Source organism: Streptomyces sp. NPDC046349 (assembly GCF_055587885.1).
The window spans coordinates 67398-90506 of the sequence record NZ_JBVJFK010000010.1; the positions used below are offsets into that span (position 1 = coordinate 67398).

Annotated in this window: 29 protein-coding genes; 14 read left to right on the forward strand and 15 right to left on the reverse strand. The window is 72.5% G+C overall.

Going from position 1 to position 23109, the window contains the following annotated elements; translation table 11 throughout:
* Positions 1 to 188 precede the first annotated feature (188 nt).
* The 6 genes from ACZ6JS_RS23625 (at position 189) to ACZ6JS_RS23650 (ending at position 4125) form a co-directional block, all read left to right on the forward strand.
* The gene (locus ACZ6JS_RS23625) at positions 189 to 530 is read left to right on the forward strand and encodes an ArsR/SmtB family transcription factor (protein ID WP_469300654.1); all 342 of its coding nucleotides are present in this window, start codon (positions 189 to 191) and stop codon (positions 528 to 530) included.
* Positions 527 to 2257: a SulP family inorganic anion transporter gene (locus ACZ6JS_RS23630; RefSeq protein ID WP_469300656.1), complete on the forward strand. Its 1731-nt coding sequence runs from the start codon at positions 527 to 529 to the stop codon at positions 2255 to 2257. The genes ACZ6JS_RS23625 and ACZ6JS_RS23630 overlap by 4 nt, the downstream gene beginning before the upstream one ends.
* On the forward strand, positions 2254 to 2676 hold the full coding sequence (locus ACZ6JS_RS23635; RefSeq protein ID WP_469300657.1) for a pyridoxamine 5'-phosphate oxidase family protein: 423 nt from the start codon (positions 2254 to 2256) through the stop codon (positions 2674 to 2676). The genes ACZ6JS_RS23630 and ACZ6JS_RS23635 overlap by 4 nt, the downstream gene beginning before the upstream one ends.
* Before the next feature lie 201 nt (positions 2677 to 2877).
* Positions 2878 to 3111: an ATP-binding protein gene (locus tag ACZ6JS_RS23640; RefSeq protein WP_469300659.1), complete on the forward strand. Its 234-nt coding sequence runs from the start codon at positions 2878 to 2880 to the stop codon at positions 3109 to 3111.
* 2 nt (positions 3112 to 3113) lie between these two features.
* Complete coding sequence (locus ACZ6JS_RS23645) at positions 3114 to 3638, forward strand: STAS domain-containing protein (protein WP_469300661.1); 525 nt, start codon at positions 3114 to 3116, stop codon at positions 3636 to 3638.
* A 118-nt stretch (positions 3639 to 3756) separates the two neighbouring features.
* Positions 3757 to 4125: an ArsR/SmtB family transcription factor gene (locus ACZ6JS_RS23650; protein ID WP_469301046.1), complete on the forward strand. Its 369-nt coding sequence runs from the start codon at positions 3757 to 3759 to the stop codon at positions 4123 to 4125.
* 59 nt (positions 4126 to 4184) lie between these two features.
* On the opposite strand, the gene ACZ6JS_RS23655 is transcribed toward ACZ6JS_RS23650, so the two are convergent.
* From ACZ6JS_RS23655 to ACZ6JS_RS23680, 6 genes are all read right to left on the reverse strand, one after another.
* A complete protein-coding gene (locus ACZ6JS_RS23655) occupies positions 4185 to 4343 on the reverse strand; it encodes a DUF6126 family protein (protein WP_469300662.1) in 159 nt (52 codons plus the stop codon).
* Positions 4340 to 4531: a hypothetical protein gene (locus tag ACZ6JS_RS23660; protein ID WP_469300663.1), complete on the reverse strand. Its 192-nt coding sequence runs from the start codon at positions 4529 to 4531 to the stop codon at positions 4340 to 4342. Before ACZ6JS_RS23660 ends, ACZ6JS_RS23655 begins: the two co-directional genes overlap by 4 nt.
* Positions 4528 to 4974, reverse strand: a complete 447-nt coding sequence (locus tag ACZ6JS_RS23665; protein WP_469300664.1) for an ATP-binding protein — start codon at positions 4972 to 4974, stop codon at positions 4528 to 4530. Before ACZ6JS_RS23665 ends, ACZ6JS_RS23660 begins: the two co-directional genes overlap by 4 nt.
* A 10-nt stretch (positions 4975 to 4984) precedes the next feature.
* A complete protein-coding gene (locus ACZ6JS_RS23670; protein WP_469300666.1) occupies positions 4985 to 5161 on the reverse strand; it encodes a hypothetical protein in 177 nt (58 codons plus the stop codon).
* A gap of 174 nt (positions 5162 to 5335) precedes the next feature.
* Positions 5336 to 6628: an MFS transporter gene (locus ACZ6JS_RS23675; RefSeq protein WP_469300668.1), complete on the reverse strand. Its 1293-nt coding sequence runs from the start codon at positions 6626 to 6628 to the stop codon at positions 5336 to 5338.
* Between the two features lie 5 nt (positions 6629 to 6633).
* The gene (locus ACZ6JS_RS23680; protein ID WP_469300669.1) at positions 6634 to 8001 is read right to left on the reverse strand and encodes an FAD-dependent oxidoreductase; all 1368 of its coding nucleotides are present in this window, start codon (positions 7999 to 8001) and stop codon (positions 6634 to 6636) included.
* Between the two features lie 584 nt (positions 8002 to 8585).
* Between ACZ6JS_RS23680 and ACZ6JS_RS23685 the strand changes: the two genes are divergently transcribed.
* Together ACZ6JS_RS23685 and ACZ6JS_RS23690 are read left to right on the forward strand one after the other, a co-directional pair.
* Entirely contained in the window at positions 8586 to 8954 is a 369-nt protein-coding gene (locus ACZ6JS_RS23685; RefSeq protein WP_469300671.1) for an ArsR/SmtB family transcription factor, read from the forward strand.
* Entirely contained in the window at positions 8951 to 9448 is a 498-nt protein-coding gene (locus ACZ6JS_RS23690) for a GNAT family N-acetyltransferase (protein WP_469300672.1), read from the forward strand. Before ACZ6JS_RS23685 ends, ACZ6JS_RS23690 begins: the two co-directional genes overlap by 4 nt.
* A 208-nt stretch (positions 9449 to 9656) precedes the next feature.
* Here ACZ6JS_RS23690 and ACZ6JS_RS23695 read toward each other — a convergent pair whose 3' ends face one another.
* Genes ACZ6JS_RS23695 through ACZ6JS_RS23705 form a run of 3 tightly spaced genes read right to left on the reverse strand, consistent with a single transcriptional unit; the run spans position 9657 to position 11852 of the window.
* The gene (locus ACZ6JS_RS23695; RefSeq protein WP_469300674.1) at positions 9657 to 10712 is read right to left on the reverse strand and encodes an ArsO family NAD(P)H-dependent flavin-containing monooxygenase; all 1056 of its coding nucleotides are present in this window, start codon (positions 10710 to 10712) and stop codon (positions 9657 to 9659) included.
* The gene (locus ACZ6JS_RS23700; RefSeq protein ID WP_469300676.1) at positions 10709 to 11488 is read right to left on the reverse strand and encodes an aquaporin; all 780 of its coding nucleotides are present in this window, start codon (positions 11486 to 11488) and stop codon (positions 10709 to 10711) included. The genes ACZ6JS_RS23695 and ACZ6JS_RS23700 overlap by 4 nt, the downstream gene beginning before the upstream one ends.
* Before the next feature lie 49 nt (positions 11489 to 11537).
* Positions 11538 to 11852 carry an ArsR/SmtB family transcription factor gene (locus tag ACZ6JS_RS23705; RefSeq protein ID WP_469300677.1) on the reverse strand — a complete coding sequence of 105 codons (315 nt, stop codon included), beginning with the start codon at positions 11850 to 11852 and terminating at the stop codon, positions 11538 to 11540.
* Between the two features lie 98 nt (positions 11853 to 11950).
* Between ACZ6JS_RS23705 and ACZ6JS_RS23710 the strand changes: the two genes are divergently transcribed.
* Both ACZ6JS_RS23710 and ACZ6JS_RS23715 read left to right on the forward strand, forming a co-directional pair.
* A complete protein-coding gene (locus ACZ6JS_RS23710) occupies positions 11951 to 12367 on the forward strand; it encodes an arsenate reductase ArsC (protein ID WP_469300679.1) in 417 nt (138 codons plus the stop codon).
* A gap of 289 nt (positions 12368 to 12656) precedes the next feature.
* Positions 12657 to 12896, forward strand: coding sequence for a hypothetical protein (locus tag ACZ6JS_RS23715; protein WP_469300680.1), 240 nt, complete (start codon positions 12657 to 12659; stop codon positions 12894 to 12896).
* A 12-nt stretch (positions 12897 to 12908) separates the two neighbouring features.
* On the opposite strand, the gene ACZ6JS_RS23720 is transcribed toward ACZ6JS_RS23715, so the two are convergent.
* Positions 12909 to 13736 (reverse strand): oxidoreductase, encoded by an 828-nt coding sequence (locus tag ACZ6JS_RS23720; protein WP_469300682.1) that lies wholly within the window; start codon positions 13734 to 13736, stop codon positions 12909 to 12911.
* A 92-nt stretch (positions 13737 to 13828) separates the two neighbouring features.
* Here ACZ6JS_RS23720 and ACZ6JS_RS23725 point away from each other — a divergent pair, with 92 nt between their 5' ends.
* On the forward strand, positions 13829 to 14290 hold the full coding sequence (locus tag ACZ6JS_RS23725; RefSeq protein ID WP_469300684.1) for a MerR family transcriptional regulator: 462 nt from the start codon (positions 13829 to 13831) through the stop codon (positions 14288 to 14290).
* A 509-nt stretch (positions 14291 to 14799) separates the two neighbouring features.
* Here ACZ6JS_RS23725 and ACZ6JS_RS23730 read toward each other — a convergent pair.
* Positions 14800 to 16908: an MMPL family transporter gene (locus ACZ6JS_RS23730; RefSeq protein ID WP_469300686.1), complete on the reverse strand. Its 2109-nt coding sequence runs from the start codon at positions 16906 to 16908 to the stop codon at positions 14800 to 14802.
* A 72-nt stretch (positions 16909 to 16980) separates the two neighbouring features.
* Between ACZ6JS_RS23730 and ACZ6JS_RS23735 the strand changes: the two genes are divergently transcribed.
* Positions 16981 to 17484 carry a MarR family winged helix-turn-helix transcriptional regulator gene (locus ACZ6JS_RS23735; protein WP_469300688.1) on the forward strand — a complete coding sequence of 168 codons (504 nt, stop codon included), beginning with the start codon at positions 16981 to 16983 and terminating at the stop codon, positions 17482 to 17484.
* Positions 17485 to 17799: 315 nt separating this feature from the next.
* Positions 17800 to 18450 carry a hypothetical protein gene (locus ACZ6JS_RS23740; RefSeq protein WP_469300690.1) on the forward strand — a complete coding sequence of 217 codons (651 nt, stop codon included), beginning with the start codon at positions 17800 to 17802 and terminating at the stop codon, positions 18448 to 18450.
* A gap of 199 nt (positions 18451 to 18649) precedes the next feature.
* Here the strand turns inward: ACZ6JS_RS23740 and ACZ6JS_RS23745 are convergent, their stop codons facing one another.
* The 3 genes from ACZ6JS_RS23745 to ACZ6JS_RS23755 are packed head-to-tail and all read right to left on the reverse strand — an operon-like array spanning position 18650 to position 20787.
* Positions 18650 to 19042: a hypothetical protein gene (locus tag ACZ6JS_RS23745; RefSeq protein WP_469300691.1), complete on the reverse strand. Its 393-nt coding sequence runs from the start codon at positions 19040 to 19042 to the stop codon at positions 18650 to 18652.
* Positions 19035 to 19907, reverse strand: a complete 873-nt coding sequence (locus ACZ6JS_RS23750) for a heavy metal-binding domain-containing protein (RefSeq protein ID WP_469300693.1) — start codon at positions 19905 to 19907, stop codon at positions 19035 to 19037. Before ACZ6JS_RS23750 ends, ACZ6JS_RS23745 begins: the two co-directional genes overlap by 8 nt.
* A 1-nt stretch (position 19908) precedes the next feature.
* Complete coding sequence (locus tag ACZ6JS_RS23755; protein WP_469300694.1) at positions 19909 to 20787, reverse strand: heavy metal-binding domain-containing protein; 879 nt, start codon at positions 20785 to 20787, stop codon at positions 19909 to 19911.
* A gap of 724 nt (positions 20788 to 21511) precedes the next feature.
* Between ACZ6JS_RS23755 and ACZ6JS_RS23760 the strand changes: the two genes are divergently transcribed.
* A complete protein-coding gene (locus ACZ6JS_RS23760) occupies positions 21512 to 21952 on the forward strand; it encodes an STAS domain-containing protein (RefSeq protein ID WP_469300696.1) in 441 nt (146 codons plus the stop codon).
* Between the two features lie 83 nt (positions 21953 to 22035).
* On the opposite strand, the gene sigJ is transcribed toward ACZ6JS_RS23760, so the two are convergent.
* On the reverse strand, positions 22036 to 22980 hold the full coding sequence (gene sigJ, locus ACZ6JS_RS23765) for an RNA polymerase sigma factor SigJ (protein WP_469300698.1): 945 nt from the start codon (positions 22978 to 22980) through the stop codon (positions 22036 to 22038).
* Positions 22981 to 23109 lie beyond the last annotated feature (129 nt).

The following is a 23109-nucleotide window of genomic DNA, read 5'->3' on the forward strand; positions in this document are numbered from 1 at the left end:
CTCCTGGCCGAGGTGAGGACGTTCACCGGCAACGGGATCGGCACCTCCCCGTCCCAGGCCGTGGGCGCTGTGCAAATTGCAGAATTATGCAATTTCATAGATGCTGTGATGGCTGGGTCCGTGAGTGGCCGCGGGTACAGCGCCATGGGTGTTGCCCCACTCGGGGTGGTGAAGAAGGGTGCGAGACCGTGCCGGTTCCGCTGTACCAGGCCAAGGCCGAGTTCTTCAGGATGCTCGGGCACCCCGTGCGGATAAGGGTTCTCGAGCTGCTGCAGGACGGTCCGATGCCGGTACGGGACCTGCTGGCCGCGATCGAGGTCGAGCCGTCCGCCCTGTCGCAGCAGCTCGCGGTCCTGCGCCGTTCGGGGATCGTCACGTCGACACGTAACGGCGCAACGGTCGTCTACGAGATGGCGGGCGGGGACGTCGCGCTGTTGATGTCGGCGGCGCGGCGGATCCTGACCGAGGTCCTGACCGGGCAGAGCGAACTCCTGGAAGAGCTGCGCGCGGCCGGGGTTGCGGCCTCGTGACCGGGAACACCGCCCTGACTGCCGCGCTCGCGCGGGTCCGCTCGGTGCTGCCGGCCCGGGCCGACTTCAAGGCGATGGGGCGCAGCCCCCGCCGGGACCTGCTGGCCGGGCTCACCGTGGCGATCGTCGCCCTCCCCCTCGCGCTCGGCTTCGGTGTCTCCTCCGGGCTCGGCGCCGAGGCGGGACTCGCGACCGCTGTGGTCGCCGGTGCGCTCGCCGCACTGCTGGGCGGGTCGAATCTCCAGGTTTCCGGTCCGACTGGTGCGATGACTGTGGTCCTGGTGCCGATCGTCGCCCGGTACGGGCCCGGCGGCGTCCTGACCGTCGGCCTGATGGCCGGCGTGCTCCTGATCGCTCTCGCCCTGCTGCGGGCCGGACAGTACATGCGGTACGTGCCGGCGCCCGTGGTCGAGGGGTTCACCCTCGGCATCGCCTGCGTGATCGGCCTCCAGCAGATACCCGACGCACTCGGGGTCGACAAGTCCGGGGGTGAGAAGGTCGTGCTGGTGGCGTGGCGGGCGCTCGTGGACTGCGCGGCCTTCCCGAACTGGACCGCGATCGGCCTCTCGGCCGGGGTCACGGCAGTGATGCTGGCGGGCGCCCGGTGGAAGCCGACGATCCCGTTCTCGATCGTCGCAGTGATCGCAGCCACCGTGATCACACAGGTCTTCCCCCTTGACGCGGTCGCCCCGATCGGGCAGCTGCCCTCCGGGCTCCCCGCCCCCTCCCTCGCCTTCCTCGACACCTCCGCCTTCGGCTCGCTGCTCGCCCCGGCGGTCGCCGTCGCGGCGCTCGCCGCACTGGAGTCCCTGCTGTCCGCGACGGTCGCGGACGGCATGACGGTGGGGCAGCAGCACGACCCCGACAAGGAGCTGTTCGGGCAGGGCATCGCCAACCTGGCCGCCCCGCTGTTCGGCGGCGTTCCCGCCACCGCCGCCATCGCGCGCACGGCTGTCAACGTCCGCACGGGCGCCTCCTCCCGCCTCGCCGCACTCACCCATGCCGCCGTGCTCGCGGTGATCGTGTTCGCCGCGGCACCCCTCGTCTCGAAGATCCCCCTCGCCGCGCTGTCCGGCGTGCTGTTGGCGACCGCGATCCGCATGGTGGAGGTCGGCTCCCTGCGCGCGACGGCGAAGGCGACCCGCGCCGACGCGGCCGTTCTCGTCCTCACCGCCGCGGCCACCCTGGCCCTGGACCTCGTATACGCGGTGATCATCGGTCTGATCGTCGCCGGTGGTCTCGCTTTGAAGGCGGTGGCGAGCCAGGCGCGGATGGAGCAGGTCGACCTCCGCCCGGATCTGCCCGGCGGGCACAGCGACGAGGAACACGCCCTGCTGGCCGAGCACATCGTCGCCTACCGCATCGACGGGCCCCTCTTCTTCGCCGGCGCCCACCGCTTCCTCCTCCAACTCTCCGAGGTCTGCGACGTCAGGGTGGTGATCCTGCGCATGTCGAGGGTGACCACTCTGGACGCCACCGGCGCGCTTGTCCTGAAGGACGCGGTGGAGAAGCTGAACCGGCGCGGCATCGCCGTCCTCACCTCCGGCATCCGGCCCGGCCAGCGCCAGGCCCTCGACGCCGTCGGCGCGCTGAAGCTGCTGCGCCTGGAAGGCCGCGACTACGCCACCACCCCGGAGGCGATCGCCGGCGCCCGCACATATCTGGAGCAGGCAGGCCTGCTTTCGCTCGAACATCGACCGCACCGTTTCCGGAAGGCCGCACGATGACCGTCTCCGCCGACCGCCGCATGATCGAGGTCTCCGGGACCGAGGCCCTGTGGCTCCTCGAAGGCTCCGCACAGGGCCGACTCGTCCACGTCCAACGGGGCCTGGCCATCGTCCGGCCCGCCGCACACGTGATGGAGTACGGACGCCTCGTCGTCCGGGCGCCCGTGCAGGCCGCGGCTGTCCCCGGCCGAGCGCTGCTGACCTACCAGGTGGACGAGATCAGCAGCCCGGTCGGGACCGGCTGGACGGTCAGCGCCCACGGCCCGGCGGACGTCATCTCAGACCCGGACGAGGCCGCCCACTACCGGCGCACCCTGCCCGGCTGGGCCCACGGCCCGCACGACACCCTGCTGCGCCTGCACCCGCAGCAGGTGTCCGGGTTCCGCCTGGCCCGCACCGTGACGGAGGCGGGCCGGTGAGCGTGCAGGTCGAGACGGTGCCCTACCGGCACGCCCTGGACGTGCCGGGCATGGGCGCGGCGTCCGCATCGCCCGCGAGACCACCGAGCTCGTTCTGGTCGAGTACGGGGTGGGGCTTCGGCATCCGAGCGTCGGACCGGCGTTGCCGATCCTGGCCGAACCGTCACCAACGCCGTCCGCCACTCGGCCGCGGAACCCTCGGTGATCAGCGTGACCCACGCGTACGGGCCGAGTGCGTTCGCGCTCGCCGTCCGCGACCGCCACCCCTACCGGCCCGCCCTGCCCGGGTCGCCGGCCGCCGCGCCGGGCAGCGGCCTGGCCATGGTGGCGGAGAAGACGATGGGGCTCGGCGGCACCGCCGTCGTAGGGGCGGACGCGGACGGGCGCGGCAAGGCCATCTGGATCACCCTCCCCCCTGTGAAGCGTAGGAAGTGACGATGACGATTGAATGGCGCTACACCACCGGGCGGGACCTGGGTGTGCTGTCCCTGGCCGGCTATCTCGGCGCGGACGCCACCGACCGGTTCACCGGTGCGATCGGCTGGGCACTGGCCCGGGGCGACGGCCCGGTCATCCTCGACCTGACGGGGCTGCTGGGCTGGTCCGCCGGCGGGCAGATCGCCGTCGCCCAGGCCGCCCGCCGCCTCGCCGAAAGCGGGCGCCACCTCGAGCTCGCGGCGATCCCCGCAGACGGCTCCCTCGTACCGGACGCCGCCGGTCCTCCCGTCCCGGTCCATTGCGACCTCGACGCCGCTCTGGCCGCCCACGGGGCGCAGGGTACGGTCCGGCAATGGAGCACCGATGACTGGCCTGCCCCACGGCCACCCGGGGAACCCGGGCTCACCTGGGACCAGCACCATTCTCCCCGCGAGAACGGCATGGACGAAGGTCAAGGCCTCAGGTCAAGGGACCGAGTTCGTCAAAAGGGCCTGACCGGCGACGGACCCTTGTCGGTGGACTGAACGTCTCCCAGGGCGCCCACCGGGTCCCGCGAGTTGCAGGGATCTGCAATTGTGGAGGTCACAGGTGTGAGGAGGGGCGAACGAATGCCCCACGAAGGAGCGGTTCCGGGTGGATGAGATGGGCAGTCACGGCAGGGCTACGCAGGCGAGCACACCGCTGTACCAGCTGAAGTCGGAGTTCTTCAAAACGCTGGGGCACCCGGTCCGCATCCGCGTCCTGGAACTCCTGTCCGTACGCGAGCACGCAGTCGCCGAGATGCTGCCGGAGGTCGGGGTGGAGGCCGCCAGCCTCTCCCAGCAATTGGCCGTCCTGCGCAGGGCCAACCTGGTGGTCACCCGCCGGGAGGGCTCGAACGTGTACTACTCGCTCATAGACCCACAGATCGCCGAACTCCTGAAGGTAGCCCGCAGTATCCTCTCCGGTGTGCTGGAGGGCCAGGCCGAACTCCTGGCAGACCTCCGAGCCAGCCGCCCCGCCGCCCCGTAGACAGTGCTCCCGAGCCGCGGAGGGCGTCACCGGTCACCGTTCGCGCCGCCGGCCCGGTGTCACTTCTGGGCGTGCTGGCCCAGGTGGAAGAGCAGCCAGATGAACCCGGCGAAGACGTGCGTGCCGAAAATGTAGAAGAAGGCGCGCAGCGCTACGCCCTTCTCCTTCCACCTCTCCTGGTTCGCCGGAGTGGACTTCTCAGGGGTGTGGTCCGTCATGGCGCGGCGTCCTTCGGCGTGGGCGGGCGGGTGTAGGGGCGCACGAAGACCTGTATCCCGTGGGCACTGGCAGGGGCGATGACGGCCTGGACTTCCGCCGCCTGCACCGTACGGGTGTCCGGCCGGGCGTCGGGGCCCGGACAGGTGATCCGGTGGAGCTGCACGGCGGGTTGCTCCCTGCTGTTCACGGCAGGCCTTCCGGCAGGAGGAAGCGGACGATGACGCTCTTGCCGCGCCCTGCGGAAGCCGGCTCGATACGGAGGTCACCGCCGAAGGCGCGTGCCAGGTCGGCCACCGTGCGCAGCCCCCGTCCGGACCCGCCGCTGTCGGCCGGCGCCATAGGGCGCGAGTCCAGGTCCGCGACGGCGACGACGAGCAGGTGCTCCGTCATGTGGAGGGTGATCTCGGCGTCCGGGGCCTGCTGGGCATGGCGGACGGCATTGGCCACCAGCTCGCTGACGACCAGGAGTGCCGCTCCGAACAGGGCCGAGGTGTTCTGCAGGCCGAAAAGGACCAACGAGCGCTCGGTACGCTCGCGGGCGGCCCGCACGGAGCCCGGCACCAGCGGCACCGTCCACGCGTGCCGGCGTTCCTGCGGCAAAGCCGACTGGCCGCTGGTGTGCCGGCTCATCGCCGCCGCCTCACGGGCTGCCCTCGTTGCCGGTGTCCACACCGTGATCGCGGGCCATGCGCAGGGCGTCCTCCAGCTCTTCGGCGGCCTGCGCCTCCTCGATGGCGTCGTCGGTTTCCTGCGCATCCCGGAGGCGGGCCTGCGCCGAGCGAACCCGTTCCCGCACCGCTTCCTCGAACCCGGCCACACCGCAACCCCCGTCCCGTCCACCCAATCCAGATTTTGCAAATTGCACAATTCTGCAATTGTAGCGGGTGCGGGTGCGTCCACCGCGCAGCAGCGGGGGCCTGTCCCTTTCGCCGAACGGTGCGGGCTGCCCGAGGGCGCTTCACGCGCCGCCGCCCCTGCCGGGGCTGGAGCGTCATACGCCGGGTGCGGTATGCGACGGTCCGGTCCCGCCCTCGTGCGTACCGGGGCGCTCGGAGGCCGGTGCGTTCCGACGCTGGGCGGGCGTGCGCGTGGCCAGAGCGGTGGCGGCCCCGGCGGCGGCGATCGCAGCGAGCAGTGCGAACAGTGCGGGGTAGCCGCCCAGTGGGCCGGCGAGGGCTGCTCCGGCGAATGGGGAGAGGGCGGCGACGGAGTGGGCGGGGGCGGACAGGAGCCCGGACAGCCGGCCGTAGTGGGTGGTGCCCCAGCGTTCGGTCACGGCGGTGGCCTGGAGGAGGGTGAGGTTGCCGCGGACCACGCCGGCCAGCACGGACAGCACGACGAGGACCGCGTACGGGCCGGGGATGAACGCGAGGGCTGCCGTGGTGAGGCCGCCGAGCCCGATCAGGGCGGCGGTGCGGGCGATGACGCCCGTGCGGCGGGCGAGGGGGGCGTACAGAAGGCGGCCCAGGGTCTGTCCGGCGCCCCCGAGTCCGAGGGCCCAGGCGGCCTGGGTGGTGGTGTAGCCGCGTTCGAGGAGCAGGGGGACGAGGGCGATGACGACGGCGTACATGGTGAACGCCGAGAGGGTGAAGGTCAGGGCGAGCATCCAGAACCCCCGGCTGCGCGCGGCCGGGTCGGTTCCGTCGGCGCTGTGGGCCGGGCCGTCGGGCGGGTGCGGCCACGGGGCCCGCAGCGCGAGGGCATGGGTGGGGATGGTCAGCAGGGCGAGGATCGCGGCTAGGGCGGTGTAGGTGCCGCGCCAGGAGAGGTGGCCGGCGAGGAGGGCGGTGAGGGGGGCGAAGACGGTGGAGGCGAGTCCGCCGGCGAGGGTGACGATGGTGAGGGCGCGGACATGGTCGGGAGCCCACCAGCGGGTGAGGGCGGCGAAGGCGGGCGGGTAGAAGGTGGCGGCCATCGCCGCTCCAGCGAGGAGCCATCCGGTGGTGAAGACGGTCAGGTCGGGGGCGGAGGCCACGACGAGGAGGCTCACGGGGCCGAGGACCGATCCGGCCGTCATGACGAGGCGGGGGCCGCGGCGGTCCAGGACGCGGCCGACGAAGATGCCGACGATCGCGGAGACGACGAGAGCGGCGGAGAACGCCGCGGTGGTCGCCCACGGGCTCCAGCCGGTGTCGGCGGTGATGGTGGGGTTGAGGACGGGGAAGGCGTAGTAGAGGACGCCCCAGCCGGTGATCTGCGTGAGGCAGAGGGCGGGCAGGGCGGCGCGTGGCCGCGACCGGACTCCCGTCCCGGTCGCGGCCACGTCGGCCTCGGTGTTGGTCATGCGGGTCAGCAGCCGCCGCCGGAGGAGGCGGGCGCGCCGATGGTGAGGGTGGCCGGGGCGGCGCAGCAGCCGCCGCCGCTCGGTTCGGTGCTCTCGGGCTGGTCGAAGAGGCCGGCGCCGCCGCAGACGCCGGTCTCGGGCAGGGTGAGTTCGACGCGCTCGGCGGCCTCCCGGTCGCCGGCGAGGTGGGCGGCGATGGAGCGGACCTGTTCGTAGCCGGTCATGGCGAGGAAGGTCGGGGCGCGGCCGTAGGACTTCATGCCGACGAGGTAGACGTCCTTCTCGGGGTGGGAGAGCTCGTTGACGCCGTGGGGGTAGACGGTGCCGCACGAGTGCTGGTTGGGGTCGATCAGCGGTGCCAGCTCGACGGGGGCCTGGAGGCGCTCGTCCAGGCCGAGGCGCAGCTCGTTGAGGAAGGTGAGGTCGGGGCGGAGGCCGGTCAGCACGATGAGCTCGTCGACCGGGTCGATGCGGCGGCCGTCCTCACCGACGAGGAGCAGGCGGCCCTCGGCGTCCCGCTCGATGGCCTCGGTGCGGAAGCCGGTGACGGCGTCGGCGTATCCGGCGTCGACGGCGGCCTTGGCGGCGAGGCCGAGGGCGCCGCGGGCGGGGAGCTGGTCGGCTTCGCCTCCGCCGAAGGTGGAGCCGGAGATGCCGCGGCGGAGGATCCACACGGCCTTGGTGCCGGCGCCGTCGTCGGTCTTGGCGAGGTCGGCGAGGTAGGCGAGGGCGGTGAAGGCGGAGGCGCCGGAGCCGATGACGGCGGTGCGCCTGCCCGCGTAGCGGGCGCGGACGGCCGGGTCCTTGAGGTCGGGGACCCGGTAGGTGATCCGGTCGGCTGCCGCCTTCTCGCCGAGGGCCGCGAGGCCGCTGGCGCCGGCGGGGCTGGGGGTGGACCAGGTGCCTGAGGCGTCGATGACGGCGCGGGCGAAGACGCGTTCCTCACGGCCGTCGGCGGTCTCGATGTGGACGAGGAAGGGCTGGGTGTCGCGGTCGGCGTCGACGATGCGGTCGCGGCCGGTGCGGGAGACGCCGGTGACGCGGGCCTGGTAGCGGACGCGGTCGCCGAGTACGTCGGCGAGGGGCTGGAGGTAGAGGTCGGCCCAGTCCCCGCCGGTGGGGTAGGCGGCCGCATCGGGCTTGACCCAGCCGGTGGGGGCGAGGAGCTTCTCGGCGGCCGGGTCGACGACCTCGCCCCAGGTGGAGAACAGGCGTACGTGGGCCCAGCCGCGGGTGGCCGTTCCGGCGTGCGGTCCGGCTTCCAGGACGAGGAAGTCCAGGCCGCGGTCTTCCAGGTGGGCGGCGGCGGCAAGTCCGGCGGGGCCGGCCCCGATCACGACGACGGGCAGGTCGGTGGTGGCAGGCGCGTTCACGGTCGACTCCTCGTTGTTTCGATGTCTGTCGATGGCTTACGTGATCAGCATGACACCTGCTTCGATGTACGTCAACATAGACATTCGTCGAATTCATGGCCTCGGACCGGACGGCGGCCGGGATCCGCATCCCGGCCGGCAGATCCGGATCTCGCCGCCGCCCCGCCCCCCGCCGCGGCCGGCCCGTCCCGGCCGACGGCGGCTACCGGGCCGCCCGACCGGGCGCCCGCTGTTCACCGGCCCGACGGCCCACGAGGCCACCGGGGCGGAGGGGAGCACCGAGGAAGGTGGACGCGGCCACCCTGCGGCCGCCCGCCACCGGCCCGACCCGCCCTGTCCGCACCGGGCCCGAGCCACCGGGCCCCCGACACCGAACGGCCGCCCCCGCCCCCGCCACCGCCCACGCCGCGGAGCCCCTCCGCACAGGCCGGGCTTGCGTTCGTCGGACTGGGATCAGCGCAGCCACCCTCGCCCCCTCGGCGGATGCGGCCGCAACGCCGAGCGCGCCGCCCGCCGCCCGCTCGGACGGCCCGCCCGCACCTGGGCCCCTCCCCCACTGCTTCGACATGTGTCAACATAGACGTATGTCGAATGTGAAGGTTCTGCCGCTCCTGGAGCCCGACGCCGTCGCAGCGTGCTGCCCGCCGCTGAACGAGCGCCCGATGTCGGCCGAGGAGGCCGAGGTCGCGGCGAGGATGTTCAAGGCCCTCGGCGACCCCGTCCGCCTGCGCCTGTTCTCCGCCGTCGCCTCCCACGAGGGCGGCGAGGCCTGTGTGTGCGACATCTCCGACGTCGGGGTGTCCCAGCCGACCGTCTCCCACCACCTGAAGAAGCTCAAGGAGGCCGGGCTGCTGTCCTCCGAGCGCCGGGGTACCTGGGTGTACTACCGGGTCGAGCCCTCCGTCGTCGCCGCCATGGGCACGCTGCTGGCCGGAGCGGGGAGGACGGCATGACGTCGGTCCGCATCGCCGCGCTGCTGCCGGAGCACGCCGAACAGGTCCTCACGATCTACCAGGCCGGGATCGACGAGGGCGACGCCACCTTCGAGACCACGGCGCCCGACTGGGCATCGTTCGACGCCGCGAAACTGGCCGACCACCGCTTCGTCGCCCTGGACGAGGACAAGGCGGTGCTCGGCTGGATCGCGGCCGGCGCCGTCTCCGACCGGTGCGCCTACGCCGGGGTGGTCGAGCACTCCGTCTACGTCCACCCCGAAGCCCGCGGCCGCGGCGTCGCCCGCGTGCTGCTGGAGACGCTGATCGCCTCCACCGAGGCCGCGGGGATCTGGACGATCCAGTCCGGGATCTTCCCCGAGAACACCGCCAGCCTCGCCCTCCACCAGCGGGCCGGCTTCCGGATCATCGGCACCCGCGAACGCATCGGCCGCCACCACGGCCTCTGGCGGGATGTAGCCCTTCTGGAACGCCGCAGCCCGACGGTTTCGTGAGCCGATCTGCACCGTTCCGTATCCGGGTGTGCGCGGCGGGAGAGAGCTGCCGGAACCGCCCTTGAACGGGACGCAGAAATCCGTGCGTGCGACGACCCCCGGGGCCTGAACGCGGCGGCCATGCGCCCCGGGCTCAGGAGGGCGCCCGGCCGTCTCGAGCCCTGGCCCGTCGGGTCAGCGCCGCGACGGTGGTCACGGCCCGAGCCCGTCAGGCCAGCAGGTCGCCGATCTGCCGGGCGGCCTCGCGGGCGGGCCGGCCGACACCGATGAGGGTGGCGGAGGCCGGGCCGGTCCAGTCGCCGTAGCCCAGGAGGTGCAGGCGCGGCTCGTCGACGGCGCGAGTGCCGTCGACGGCGATGCGCCCGCGGGGTCCGCGCAGCCGCAGGCCGGCGAGGGGGGAGAGCGCCGGGCGGAACCCGGTGCACCAGATGACCGCGTCGACCTCGCCCCGGGTGCCGTCCGCCCACCGCACGCCGGTCCGGGTGAGGCGGGTGAACATCGGCTGCGCGGTGAGGAGTCCGGCGTCGCGCGCTGCGCGGACCGGGGGTACGGCGACGATGTCGCCGAGGGAGGCGACGCCGCCGGTGTCGGTGCGGCCTCCGTCGAGTGCGCGGCGGCGGGCGGTCGCCACGTCGAAGAGGGCGCGGCCGTCGATGTCGTCGGCCAGGTAGCGCGGGGGCCGCCGGGTCACCCAGGTCACGTGGGCGTGGCCGGTGAGGTCGGCGGCGATCTGCGCGCCTGAGTTCCCGCCGCCGACCACGATCACGCGCTGCCCGGCGAACTCGGCAGGGCTTCGGTACTGGACGGTATGGAGCTGACGGCCGGTGAAGATGCGCCGGCCGGGGACGGCGGGCAGGAAGGGGCGGGTCCAGGTGCCGGTGGCGCTGATGACGGCGCGGGCCCGCCAGTCACCGCAATCCGTCTCCAGCCGCAGATGGGCGCCGTCGATATGGACGGCCGAGACCCGTACGCCGCGCTGGACCGGGAGTTCGTAGCGCTTCTCGTAATCCGTCAGGTAGTCGACGACGTGCGCCGCGCCGGGGTGGAGCTGCCCTGTCTGGACGGGCATGAACCGGCCCGGGAGGGAGGAGTGGTCGGCCGGGGAGAACAGGCGCAGGGAGTCCCACGTGTGCTGCCAGGCTCCACCGGGCGTCGCAGCGGCATCGAGGATGACGTGGTCGATGCCCTGCCGGCGCAGGTGGTAGCCGGCGGCGAGCCCGGCCTGGCCCCCGCCCACCACCACCACGTCCGTCTGCCGCGTCATGCCGCTGACTGGCCGGTCCTGCCGCGCATGAAGATGAGCGCGACGAGCGCGAGACCGGCGACGGCGCCGAGCAGCTGCATGGCGACGAAGCCCGGTACCGAGGCGGGGGCGATGCCGGCGAAGGTGTCGGTGAAGGCGCGACCGATGGTGACGGCCGGGTTGGCGAAGGAGGTGGAGGAGGTGAACCAGTACGCCGCTCCGATGTAGGAGGCGACGGCGACGGGGGCGAAGCGGAGCCGGTCGGTCTTGGCCAGACCGAAGATCAGCAGGATCAGCCCGGCGGTGGCGACGACCTCGCCGAGGAGCAGGTTGCCGGCGGAGCGGTCGTGGGTGGACCACTTGACCAGCGGCTCGCCGAACATCGCGTCGGCCAGGATCGCTCCCGCGATCGCACCGGCGATCTGCGACGGCACGTAGACGGCGAGCTCGCGGGCGTTGACTCCGGCGCCGCCCCGGCGGGCGGTCCACCACTCGGCCAGTGTGACGGCCGGGTTGAAGTGGGCGCCGGAGACCGGGCCGAGGAGGGCGATGAGGACGCCGAGGCCGAAGACGGTGGCCGTGGAGTTCGCCAGCAGCTGCAGGGCTACGTCATCGGTGAGTTCGGTGGCCTGGATGCCGGACCCGACCACGACCGTGACCAGGGCGGCGGTGCCGATCAGCTCGGCGGAGGCGCGGGCGAGAAGGGGGGTGCTGGGCGGGGTGGCGCCGGGGGCGGGCCGGGGCGCTCCGGCCGGCTGGGACTCGGGGGCGGTGCCGACGGGCTCGGTGGCGGTCAAGACGGGGATCTCCTCGGGCAGGTGAGGGAGGGCGGACAGGCCGCGGAGGCTAGGGGCAGGGCCGCTTGAGGTTCGCTTCGGCGGTGGCGCGCGCGGTCGCCGCGAGGTCGGCGAACCGACCGGCGAGGGCTTCGATGACGTCCGGGCGCAGCCGGTAGTAGATGTACCTGCCGCACGGCTCCGTCTCCACGACCCCGGCCTCGCGCAGCACCTTCATGTGGTTGGACAGGTTCGTCTGCTTCGCGCCCGTCTCCTCCATGAGGTGGGTGGTGCAGAGCGTCTCCTGGGCGAGGAGGGCAACGATCCTGAGCCGGAGCGGGTCGGCCAGAACCCGGATCAGATCAGTGTCGACTGATGTCATCATCCACTGATACTGTCACATCAGCAGGGGCTGATACCAGTCTCTGCTGAACCGTGCCGCGGCCCTGGTGCCCCGCGGCCGCCTGCCGTGAAGGAAAGCCGATGTCCGCGTACCCGCTCGCGTCCGTCCTGTTCGTCTGCATCCACAACGCCGGCCGCTCCCAGATGGCAGCCGGCTTCCTACGTCACCTCGCAGGCGACCGCGTCGAGGTCCGCTCCGCCGGCTCGATGCCCGGCGAGAAGATCAATCCCTCCGCGGTGGCAGCCATGGCCGAGCTGGGGGTCGACATCTCCGACCAGCAGCCCAAGGTCCTCACTCCGGAGGCCGCTCAGGCGTCGGACTACATCATCACCATGGGCTGCGGCGACGCCTGCCCGTACTTCCCGGGCAAGACCTATCTCGACTGGCAGCTGGAGGACCCGGCCGGCCAGGGCGTCGAGGCGGTCCGCCCCATCCGCGACGAGATCAAGGGCCTCATCGAGGGCCTGATCGCGGAGATCGACGCCAAGAACGCATAACCGAGCGGCCGACAGGACGGGCCCGTGCCCGGCACGGACCGGCCTGGGAGCCGACCGGCTGCTCACCATGTGGCTCTCACATGGGTGAGGACCCCTACGTCGGCATGACGGCGGGCGTCCTGGCCCGGGGGGCGCCGCCGTCGGGGGCGGGCCGCCGGTGCCTGAGCAAGGCTGCGCCGACCGGTCCGGGCTGCACGACCGGGCCGCAATGACAGCGTGGGAGTCAACGATTCGGTCTCGAACCGCCTCCTGCCGATAACGCCTGCCGCGGCAGGGGCGTGCTCGCGTCGTGGAAGACGATGCACTGCCGTTCGCTCAGGCCCCGCTCGACGGCGAGACATGGCGCGACGCCCTCGTACACGGCCCCGAATGCACGTGGTGCCGGGATCTGGGGCGCCCCGGTACCGGCCCGACGACGAACCCGGACGGGCCCGGCGGCGGCCTGCGGGCGGCACTGGCGCGCAACTGGATAGTGGTACTGTCCGCCGGCACGGTGGTCACCTCGCTGATCCTCCCCCGCTCCGGCTGAGCGGCCGAGCGGTCACAGGGCGGTGGAGAGAGCCACGTGGCGCCACTCGTCGAGTTCGCGCCGTACCAGATCCAGCTTCGCCTCGACGCGCTCGACCGCGTCCGCACCCAACTGCAGGCGCAGCGGCGGCCGGACGGCCTCGGTGACATCGACGACGGCTTTGGCCGCCTTCTTCGGATCGCCCGGCTGGAGGCCGTCGTTCCTGGCCAGCGCCTCGCGCACCGGGCCCGCGCCGGCGGCGTAGTCGGCGATGGCGGCCGGTTCGACCCGGATGCTGGAGTGGCCCAGGAAGTCGGTGCGGAAGCCGCCGGGTTCGATGATCGTGACGTGGACACCGAGCGGAGCCAGTTCGCCGTGCAGTGCTTCGGAGATGCCCTCGAGGGCGAATTTCGACGCGCCGTACAGGCCGACCGCCGGAGCTGTGGCGAAGCCGCCCACGGAGCCGATGTTCACCACGTGTCCCGATCGCTGGGAACGCAAGGTCGGCAGTGTCGCCCGCAACGTGTTGAGCAGACCGAACACGTTGACGTCGAACAGGTCGCGGGCGGCTTGGTCGGAGGTCTCCTCGACAGCGCCCACGAGGCCGTAGCCGGCGTTGTTCACCACGACGTCGATCCGGCCGAACTCCGCGAGGCCGGCCTGCACGGCGGCCGCCACCTGCTCCGGTTCGGTCACGTCAGCGTTCACCGCGAGCAATCCGTCCGGCTTCTCCGGGTACGCCTTGAGCACGGCCGATGCGTCCCTCGCCGTGGCGATCACACTGTGCCCTCGCTCCAGAGCCTCACGGGTGATCTCCGCGCCGAGCCCGCGCGATGCACCGGTGACAAACCAAACGCTCATTTCTTCCCCACTCCGATCGCCGATTGGCCAGCGGCTTCACGCTAGAAGCTAGAGTCCGGTCTAGATCAAGAGGCGTGTGACGGGAGTCGCTTGTGGACCTGAGCATCGGCGAAGTGGCGGAGCGCAGTGGGCTGAGCGTTCACGCCCTGCGGTTCTACGAGCGGGAGGGCCTGTTCGCCAATCCTGTGCGCCGGCTGTCCAACGGCCGCCGGATCTATCACCAGGAGGATCTGGAGTGGCTGGCGATCTGCACCAGGCTGCGTGCCTCCGGCATGTCGCTGGCGATGATCCGCCAGTACATCGAGCTGGTCCGTCGGGGACCGGGCAACGAAGCCGAGCGGTTGGACTTGCTGCGCCGGCACGAGAGCAACGTGCAGGCGCGCATCCGCGAACTCCAGGAGGCCTTGGACGTGATTTGCCACAAGGTGCGCGTCTACCAGGATCACGTCGTCCGCGGTGAGGCCGACCGGCTCTGGAATCCTTCCCACCCGGATGCGGCGGCCGGGCCGGGCGCACAGCAGGAGTGCCGTCCGCCTGCAACTGAGGCCGTGTGAGGCAGGGAAACCGCCGTCGTTCGGCCGTCACCCAGCAGCTCACCCGCCCCCGGATGGGCGACTCGCCGCCTGCCGTCAGTCCGCCCGCTCCCTGCGCTGCCGGAACACCCTGACCACCCGTGCCGTCCGCGAGTGCGCGACCGGGTAGACCCCGGCTGGTGCGAGGTGAGGGCCCGACTCCGGCGGGCACCGGCCCCGAGGCCGGGTGCCTCGCCCCGTACCGCCGCGGAGGAGGTCCACCATCTGCACGTCGCCCGCAAGGCACGGCGCGCCGGACGACCTCCTCGTGCGGGCCGCGGTTTCGCCGTGGACACCGGCGCCACGCCCCCGAACTGCTCCGGCAGAGCCCGGGCGGCACGGAACGGCCTGCCGGGAAGCGGCCCGGCTGATCACGACCCGGCCGCTCGGGCGGCTGCTGACGAACAGAAGCGGCCTGTGGTGAACGACCCCGTCTTCGGCCCCCGGCGCCGGTCGGACCGGGCACCCGTCGCGGCCAGGCCGGCTCGTCGTCAGGAGTGGCGTGCCCGCACCGGCTGGTTGGCGGGGCGGGCCAGCGCGCTGGGCCACCAGGCGCGCGGCCCGATGTCGATGACGAGGGCGGGGACGAGCAGGGAGCGCACGACGAGGGTGTCCAGCAGGACGCCGAAGGCGACGATGAAGGCGATCTGGACGAGGAAGGCCAGCGGGATCACCATCAGGGCGGCGAAGGTCGCGGCGAGGACGACGCCGGCGGAGGTGATGACGCCGCCGGTGGTGGTGAGCCCGCGCAGTACTCCCTGGCGGGTGCCGTGGGTCAGGGCCTCCTCCCGTACGCGGGACATCAGGAAGATGTTGTAGTCGACGCCGAGTGCGACCAGGAAGACGAATCCGTAGAGGGGGACGGAGGCGTCGGTGCCGCTGAAGCCGAGCAGGTGCTCGAAGACGAGGGTCGAAACGCCGAGGGTGGCGGCGAAGTTGAGGGCCACGGTGGCCACCAGGAGGACCGGGACGAGCAGGGAGCGCAGGAGCAGGACGAGGACGAGGACGATGATGGCGAGGACGACCGGCACGATGACGGTGCGGTCGCGTGCGGCGGTCGTCTGCGTGTCGTACTGCTGGGCGGTGTAGCCGCCGACGAGGGCGTCGGCGCCGTCGACGGCATGCAGGCGTTGACGCAGACGCTGGACGGTGTCCTTGGCGGCGTCGCTGTCCGCGGCCGCTGCCAGGGTCGCGTCGATCCTCACCCGGCCGTCCACCACCAGGGGGGTTCCGGGGCCGGGCCGGCCGGTGGTGGTGACGGGGGCGGCGGAGGCGACTCCGTCGGTGTCCCGGGCGGCCGCGGTGACCTCGGCCGCCTTGTCGGCGGTGGCGATGATGACCGTCGGATTGCCGGAGCCGCCGGGAAAGTGCCGGCCCAGGGTCTGCTGGGCACTGACCGAGGGCGCGTCGCTGACGAAGATCTCGTCCAGCGGAACTCCCTTGGAGGACAGGCCGGGTGCGAACGCGGCCAGGGCCAGCAGGACCAGCGTGGTGGATGCCCACACGCGGCGCGGAGCCCGGTCGATGAGGGCGGCCACCCGGCGCCACACACCGCGGCCGCCGCCTTCGGCGGACGCGGGCCCGAGGGTGGCGGGCCAGTAGGCGGCGCGGCCGGTGAGGAACAGGACAGCGGGCAGGAAGGTGAGGGTGGCCAGCACCGCACAGACGATGCCGATCGCTCCGACCGGGCCCAGTGCGCGGTTGTTGGTCAGATCGCTGGCGAGCAGTGCCAGCAGGCCCAGGGCCACGGTGGCCGCGCTGGCCGTGATCGCGCCGGCCGAGCGGCGTACCGCCGTCCACGCCGCCCGCGTACGGTTTCCTGCGCGCTCGGCGAGTTCCTCCTTGAAGCGGGCGGCCAGGAGCAGCGCGTAGTCGGTCGCCGCGCCGATGACGAGGATCGACAGGATGCCCTGGACCTGGCCGTCGACCCGGACGATGTCCTGTGCGGCCAGCCAGTACACCACCGCGCAGGCCAGACCGAGGGCGAACACGGCACTGATGATGATCACCAGGGGGAGCAGGACACTGCGGTAGACCAGCAGCAGGATCAGCAGGACCGCTCCGAGCGCCACCCCGAGCAGCAGGCCGTCGATCCCGGAGAACGCGTCCGCCAGGTCGGCCCGGCTCGCGGCCGGGCCTGCGATCTGTGTGCTGGTGGCGGGCACCTGTCGGGCCGCCGCGCGGACGTCCTCCAGGACGGCGGGCAGTTCCTCGTCGAGGTCGGGCGCGAGCGGTACCACGGCCTGCAGGGCGGCGCCGTCGGCGGAGACCACGGCCGGGGAGGGCGTTCCGGCAATCCCCGGCCGCCCGGCCAGGGCCGTGACGGCCTGGGTGGCGGCCTGCTGCTGGGCCTCCGTGACGCGGCCGGAGGCGGCGGTCCACAGCACGATGGCGGGCACCGTCTCGGACTGCTCGAAGGGCTTGCGGGCCTGGAGCACCCGGGTGGACTCGGCGCTGCGCGGCAGGAACGCCGCCTGGTCGTTGGTCGCGACCTCGCCCAGCCTGCCCGCGTAGGGGCCGAGCATCCCTCCGATCGCCAGCCAGACGACCACCAGTACGAGGGGGATCGTCAAGCGTACCCAGCGCGATGTTCTCACCATGTCCGTCCTCAGAACGCACCGACTATGTCAGCGATAAAGTATCTCAACCATTGAGAGATCTTATGCTGAGGTATGCGCAGCGCCGACACCGCCTCCCAGACACCTCCGCCCCCGCCCCAGGACCCGGGCGGGCTGCAGTCCTTCGCCGTCCTGCTGCGTCGCATGAACGCGGAGTTCAACCGCATCACCCAGGAATTCGCTCAGGCGCAGGGGCTGCACCTGACCGACGTACAGGCCCTGATCGCCATCCTCGACGCCGACCAGGACGACGCCGAACCGGGCCCGATGACCCCCGGCCGGCTGCGCAAGCGGATGAACCTCACCTCCGGTGCCGTCACCGCCTGTCTGGACCGGCTCGAGAGCGCGGGCCACATCCACCGGGTCCGCGCCGAGGACGACCGCCGGGTGGTCCATCTCCACTACGCCCAGGCCGGCCGGACCGCGGCCCGTGACTACTTCCGCCCCCTCGCCGAGGCCACCGACAGCGCACGGAGCCGGTTCACCGCGGACGAACTCGCCACCGTCGTGCGCTTCCTCGCGGAGATGAACCGCCAGCTCGACCTGGTGCGCCGGTGAGGTGAGGTCCGGCCGCCGGGTGATCGCCGGCTGCCGCACCGCGCTCGCCCGTCCCGGTCAGGGCTCAGCCGGATCGTGCCCGCGGGTCCTCCTGGACGGCTGCTCGGTCCAGCTGCTCGGCCGGTCCGACAATGACGCCCTCCGGGTGGCGGAGGAGGCATTACCGGTGGCTGTCCTCGAAACGGGCGATCCCACCGACGAGTTCGGGGCCGTGGGGGCGCGGGCCGGTCCTGGCGTCGTCGACGGCGCGGCGGCGCACCCCTTAGGCTGACCGCGGGTCGGCCCCGGGCGTGGGGTCCGGGGGCGGGGAACAGGATGTCCGTAGAACGTCACACAGCGGGGCTGCTCCAGCAGATCGCCCGTCAGCAGGGCATCGTCGAGATCGCCCCCCAGGGTTCCACGGCGAAGGCGGCCGCCCTGGCACACGTGGCGGAGCAGTACGGCTACACGTACGGCATGGCGTACCGCACCGGGTTCAAGAACTCGCTCGTCCAGGTGCGGATGCACCGGGACCCGCGGCCCGACGCGCGCGTCCGCGAGGCGGCCACCATCACGGCCCATCCGCAGGCGGGCAACGGCGGGGCGGTACCGGGGCTGGAGCCGGGTTCGCTGAAGCCGGTCCCCGAAGCGGCCGGTGCCGTGGCCGTGCTGAAGGACCTCATCACCTTCGATGTCATGGCCCTGTACATCGCCGACCGGAGCCAGAAGGTGAAGGGCTACCTCGCCTGCGCGGTCCTGACCGGCATCCTGCTCGTCGACAGGTCGCCGGTCGAAGCGCTCGCCTCCGGCGGGGCGGTCGCACTGCTCTTCACCGTGGCGTTCACGGTGGGCGAGAACCGCCGCAGGAAGATCGCACAGCGACTGACGGCCGCCGGGTTCCTCGCGGTGCGCGACGGACGGGGCAGCCGGCGGTTCCTGCGCCCCGGGCAGCGGTTGCCCGGCCACACCGACACGTTCGCCGCCTGAGAGCCCCGGCCTGCTCTCTCAGAACGTCCGCGCGCGCGGAGACGAGGGCGGACTCGGGCCTCATGCGGATTCCGTTTCACCTCGGCGGCAGCGGTCGGCGACGGCTTGGGGCCCTTGCGCGCTTTATGGTCAGGGCCCTGCGGGTTCCCGGGAAGGGAGCTCCCCGTGGAGGGCCGGACCCGTGCGTGCCGGGCGATGCTCAGGTCAGGAAGCGCTCCAGGGCTTCGCGGGCACGGGCATTCGAGTCCGCGGCCCGCGCCAGGGACCGGGCCAGGGCGTCGACCCACTCGTCCAGTTCCACTTGGCGGCGGGAGAGCACGATGCCCCGGACCTCGTGCAGCACCTCCCCGACCACCCGCCCACGCTCCAGCCGCAGCGTGAGCCTCTGCTCTCCGAGCGCCACGTCCAGCTCCACGACGCAACCCTCGCGCCCGGCCAGCCGTTCCGCGAGGGAGCGCCGGCGCCGGACCCGCACGGCTCCGCTCGGCAGCGAATCCGCCAGGTTCGCCGACAGCACCTGCGCGTACACGTCCAGGTCCGCGCTGTCCCGCCGCAACGCCGCTGCCAGCAGTTCCACGTCCGCCTCAGCCATCGAGGCTCACCACCACGGTCGGCCGGTCGATCACGTGGTCGTCGCGCAGCGGGCGCACCGCCGTCCCGACGGCGAAGAACTCGGTGGTGTGCCCGCCCCAGCCGTGGGTGTGCTGCTTCAGCTGCACGGCCACGATGCCTTCGGCCTCCAGGGCCTCGCCTTCCGCCCGCATGCGGCTCATGGCCAGTTCACGTGCGTCGTAGAGCGCCTGGGTGAAGGGCTCGATCTCGACATTGCGGCCCGCGTTGCTCAGCACCTGGGTGAAGCGCTGGTGTGCCACGTGGTAGACACACGATCCCATGACCAGGTCCAGCGGCGCGTAGCCGGCCCGGATCAGCGTCCAGAACTCCTGGCCGGACAGGTCCGAGGTGAAGGGTTTGCCCTTGTTGTTGAGCCATGTCCCGCCCGGTCCCGGGTCCGCGCCGTCCGCCTTCACCGCCGTGCCGACCGCGATGAACTCGGCAATGTCCGACCCGAACTCCTTGAACTCGATGTCCAGCCGCACGCCGACGATCCCGTCCGCTCCCAGGGCGCTCGCCTCGGCCTCCATCCGGGTCATCGCCAGCTCGCGGGCGTGGTACATGGCCTGTGACAGCTTGGTGAGTTCCTGATTCTTCGACCACCGGCCGAGCTGGAGGCCGACGTGGTAGACGGAGGAGCCGAGGACCAGGCCGAGCGGGCGGAAGCCGGCCTCGCGCACCAGCAGGAACTCGTTCACCGTCAGGTCCGAGGTGAAGAGCGAGCCCTTCCCTCCGCCCGCACCCGGCTGGAGCTGCGCGAGCCGGCGCATGGCGTCCTCGGCCGCGTGCTGTGCCGCCGGCTGCGCGGCTTCCCCGATCACGTCCCGCCCCGTTCGTTCCGTCATCTCAGCTCTCTCGCTCCAGTCTCATGATGGTCAGTGGCGGTCTGGGTCCGGCGGGCCTTTCGGAGCGGCCGAACCGGGCGATCGAGGTGCCGGCGAAGACCGCCTCGACGGTGAGGTCGCGCGTCGATCCGTACCCCGGGCACTCGGTCTCCTCCACCTGCAGGTCCACGTCGTCCACCACCACCCCGTCGGCGCCGTGCCTCTCGGTGTCGAGGACCAGCTGCCTGCGGGCCTCCCGGCGGGCGTGGCCGATCAGTTGGGTGTAGCAGTCGACTTCCTGGTTGCGGGCGATGAGGGGAATCCGGGAGGAGGTGCGCCAGTCGTCGTGGCCGATCACGAAGGCGACACCGAAGGCGAGCCCGACGGGAACCCACCCGGCCTCCACGAGCCTGGCGAAGTCCTGACCGCTCAGGTGTGAGGTGAAGGGCGCCCGCGGCCGGATACGCGAGCGGGCCCGGACCGCGGTGCCGAGCACGGTGAACTCCAGTCCACCTGCCGGGAATTCACCGACCCGGAGTTCCACGCCGACTATCCCGTCGCCGCCGAGCGCACCGCATTCGGTCACCGCGCGGGCCAGAGCGGTCCTGCGCGCCGCGTACATCGTCCGCGCCAGCTGCGAGAAGGAGGACGCCCATCTCGGCGAAGGCGCCGCGCTGTGGTCGCCGGTGGCCGCCCACGTGCCCGGGCAGCCCCAGACACCCGTGTACCCGACGTTGAAGACGGCCGTGCCGAGCACCTGTCCGACCGGCTCGAACCCGACACCGCCGATCGCGGCGAACTCCTCGCTCGACAAGGTCGAGTCCCAGGTGGCGCCCGCGCGCGGCGTCGCCCTGCCTCCGGTGGTGCCGGCCGGCGGACCGGCCTTCTCTCGATGTGTCATCGACCCCCGCCATCGATGTATCGGCTCCCCAGGCGGACCGCGCCCCCGTTCGGCAGATTATGGCATCGCCGGGCCGGGTGAAGAGGAGATCAGGAGTGCTGACCGCCCGGCCGCACCGGCTTCACCGCGGACGTCCGGCGGGCAGGTCGAGTGCGAGCGCCCGGTCCCGCGCCCGGTTCCGAAGTCCCTTCCGCCGGGCCGGCGGCTCCGCCCCGCGTCCACGTCGGCACCTCTCCGGCGCCGGCGCAGCACGACCCCGCCCTCCGTCACCTGGACCGCGCCGCAGTCCGCCGCGACCGGCGCCGGCCGCAGGGCCGGGCCGGCCAGGTCCGGGCCGGCCAGCCGCCACGGGCAGCCGCGGCTGTCTGCCGCAGCGCAGGACGGCACCACGCCGGCCGATCCGCTGGTGCCGGCCGACTGCGGTGAGGCGCACACCTGACGGCTGCGGCCGGAGTCGAGCCGCCGACATCCGGACGGCGGCTCGGTGCCGGAGCACCGCCACGGACCGCGGGTCCGGCCCGGATCGCGGGTTCCTCACCCGTCCGGGCGCGCCAGCGTCACCGCACCGCGCTGCGGTGACCGGACGGGTGGCGGTCCGCACGGGCACCTGTCTGCCCCGTCCGGGTGGAATCTTTCCCCCGACCGGGGATCCCTGCTGGTCACATGGGGTGAATGGGACGCGCCCTTCGTTTCCCGACCCCCCGCGGGAGGCGTTGAGGGGGACGTGAATACCTCAAGCACCGCCCCGATACTGTCCGTCCCCCTCGCGACCGAGGCCCCGCTCACCGTGCACGACTCGGGCGCGGACAGCGCGCCCGGCGTCATACTCATCCACTCCTGCACGACCTTGGGCACCACCCTGGTCGTCCACCTCGCGGGCGAGATCGACCACTTCAGCGCCGCTCCACTGCGGGCGTTACTCGCCTCGGCGGCCGACGAAGGCCATACCGGCCTGGTGCTGGACTGCTCGCGGGTCACCTTCTGCGACTCCGGCTTCCTGGCCGCTCTCGACCGGTGGCCCCGACAGGGACGCCGCCTCAGGCTCACCCGACGCTCCCGAGCCGTGGAGCGCCTCCTGCGCGCGGCAGCCGCGGCGGCACGGCCATCCCTCGGGCCTCCGACGGGCCTCCGCCCGACGCCTCCGCGCCTGGGCCCCACGAGGTAGCCGGCGGACGGGTGGTGGGCCGGCGCCGATCCGCGGGCCCACCACCTGCCCGACCCCCACACCCCCGTGGGAAGGCTCCCGGTTCAGCTCTCCGTCCACGCGCGGAGCTTCTCCGGGTTGCGGACCGCCCAGATACGGCTGACGCGGCTGTCGGTGATCTCGAAGGCGGCCACCGTCACCGGTACACCGGTGTGTTGGGCGACAAGGCCCGGGCGGCCGTTGACGGTGCGCTCCAGGAGCTCCAGGCCGCGGGCCTTGTCGGCGATGTGGATCAGGTACTGGGCGATGTTCCTGCCGCCCTCGACGGGGCGCAGGACGGTGCCGACCATGCCGCCGCCGTCGGCGGTCATGACGGCTTCGGGGTCGAGGAGGCCGACGAGGGCCTCGATGTCCCTGGACTCCCAGGCCTGCTTGAAGTGCCGCACGAGAGTGGCGTGGCCGGCGGCCGGGACCGCCGAAGGGCGCCCGACGCCGATCCGCCGCCGGGCCGACGACGCCAGCTGCCGACAGGCCGCGGGCGTGCGGCCGACGATCTCGGCGACCTCGGCGAAGGGGTACCGGAAAACGTCGTGGAGGACGAATGCCACGCGCTCGGCCGGCGTCATCGACTCCAGGATGACGAGGAAAGCCATGTTCACCGACTCGTCCAGGGTGACCTGGTCGGCGGGGTCGGCCGGTTCGGAACCGCTGCCGCCCGTCCGCCCGGCGAACCACTCCCCTCGGTCGGGCAGCGGTTCGGGTATCCACGCGCCGACGTAGCGCTCGCGCCGGGCCCGCGCCGAACCGAGCACGTCCAGACAGATGCGGCCGGCGACCTTCGTCAGCCAGGCGCCGGGCGACTCGACGGCCTCCTGCTGCTCCCGCGACATCGCGTACCAGCGCGTGTACGTCTCCTGTACGACGTCCTCGGCCTCCGCCAGTGAACCCAGCAGGCGGTAACCGAGATTGATCAGTTGACGCCGCTCGCCGACGATCGCGTTCAGGTCCCGCGTGGACTCGTGGTGTGCGGGCCCGGATGGGGTGTTCATGGTCGCGGCTGCTCCCTCGCTCGTCTCGTCCGCTTCTCTCTCGCCACTACGACGAAACACGGCCCCGCGTTGTGAGGCGGGCCGCGCCTGACATTTCGCGGGCCCACGTCGTCGGACCGTCGAGACGTC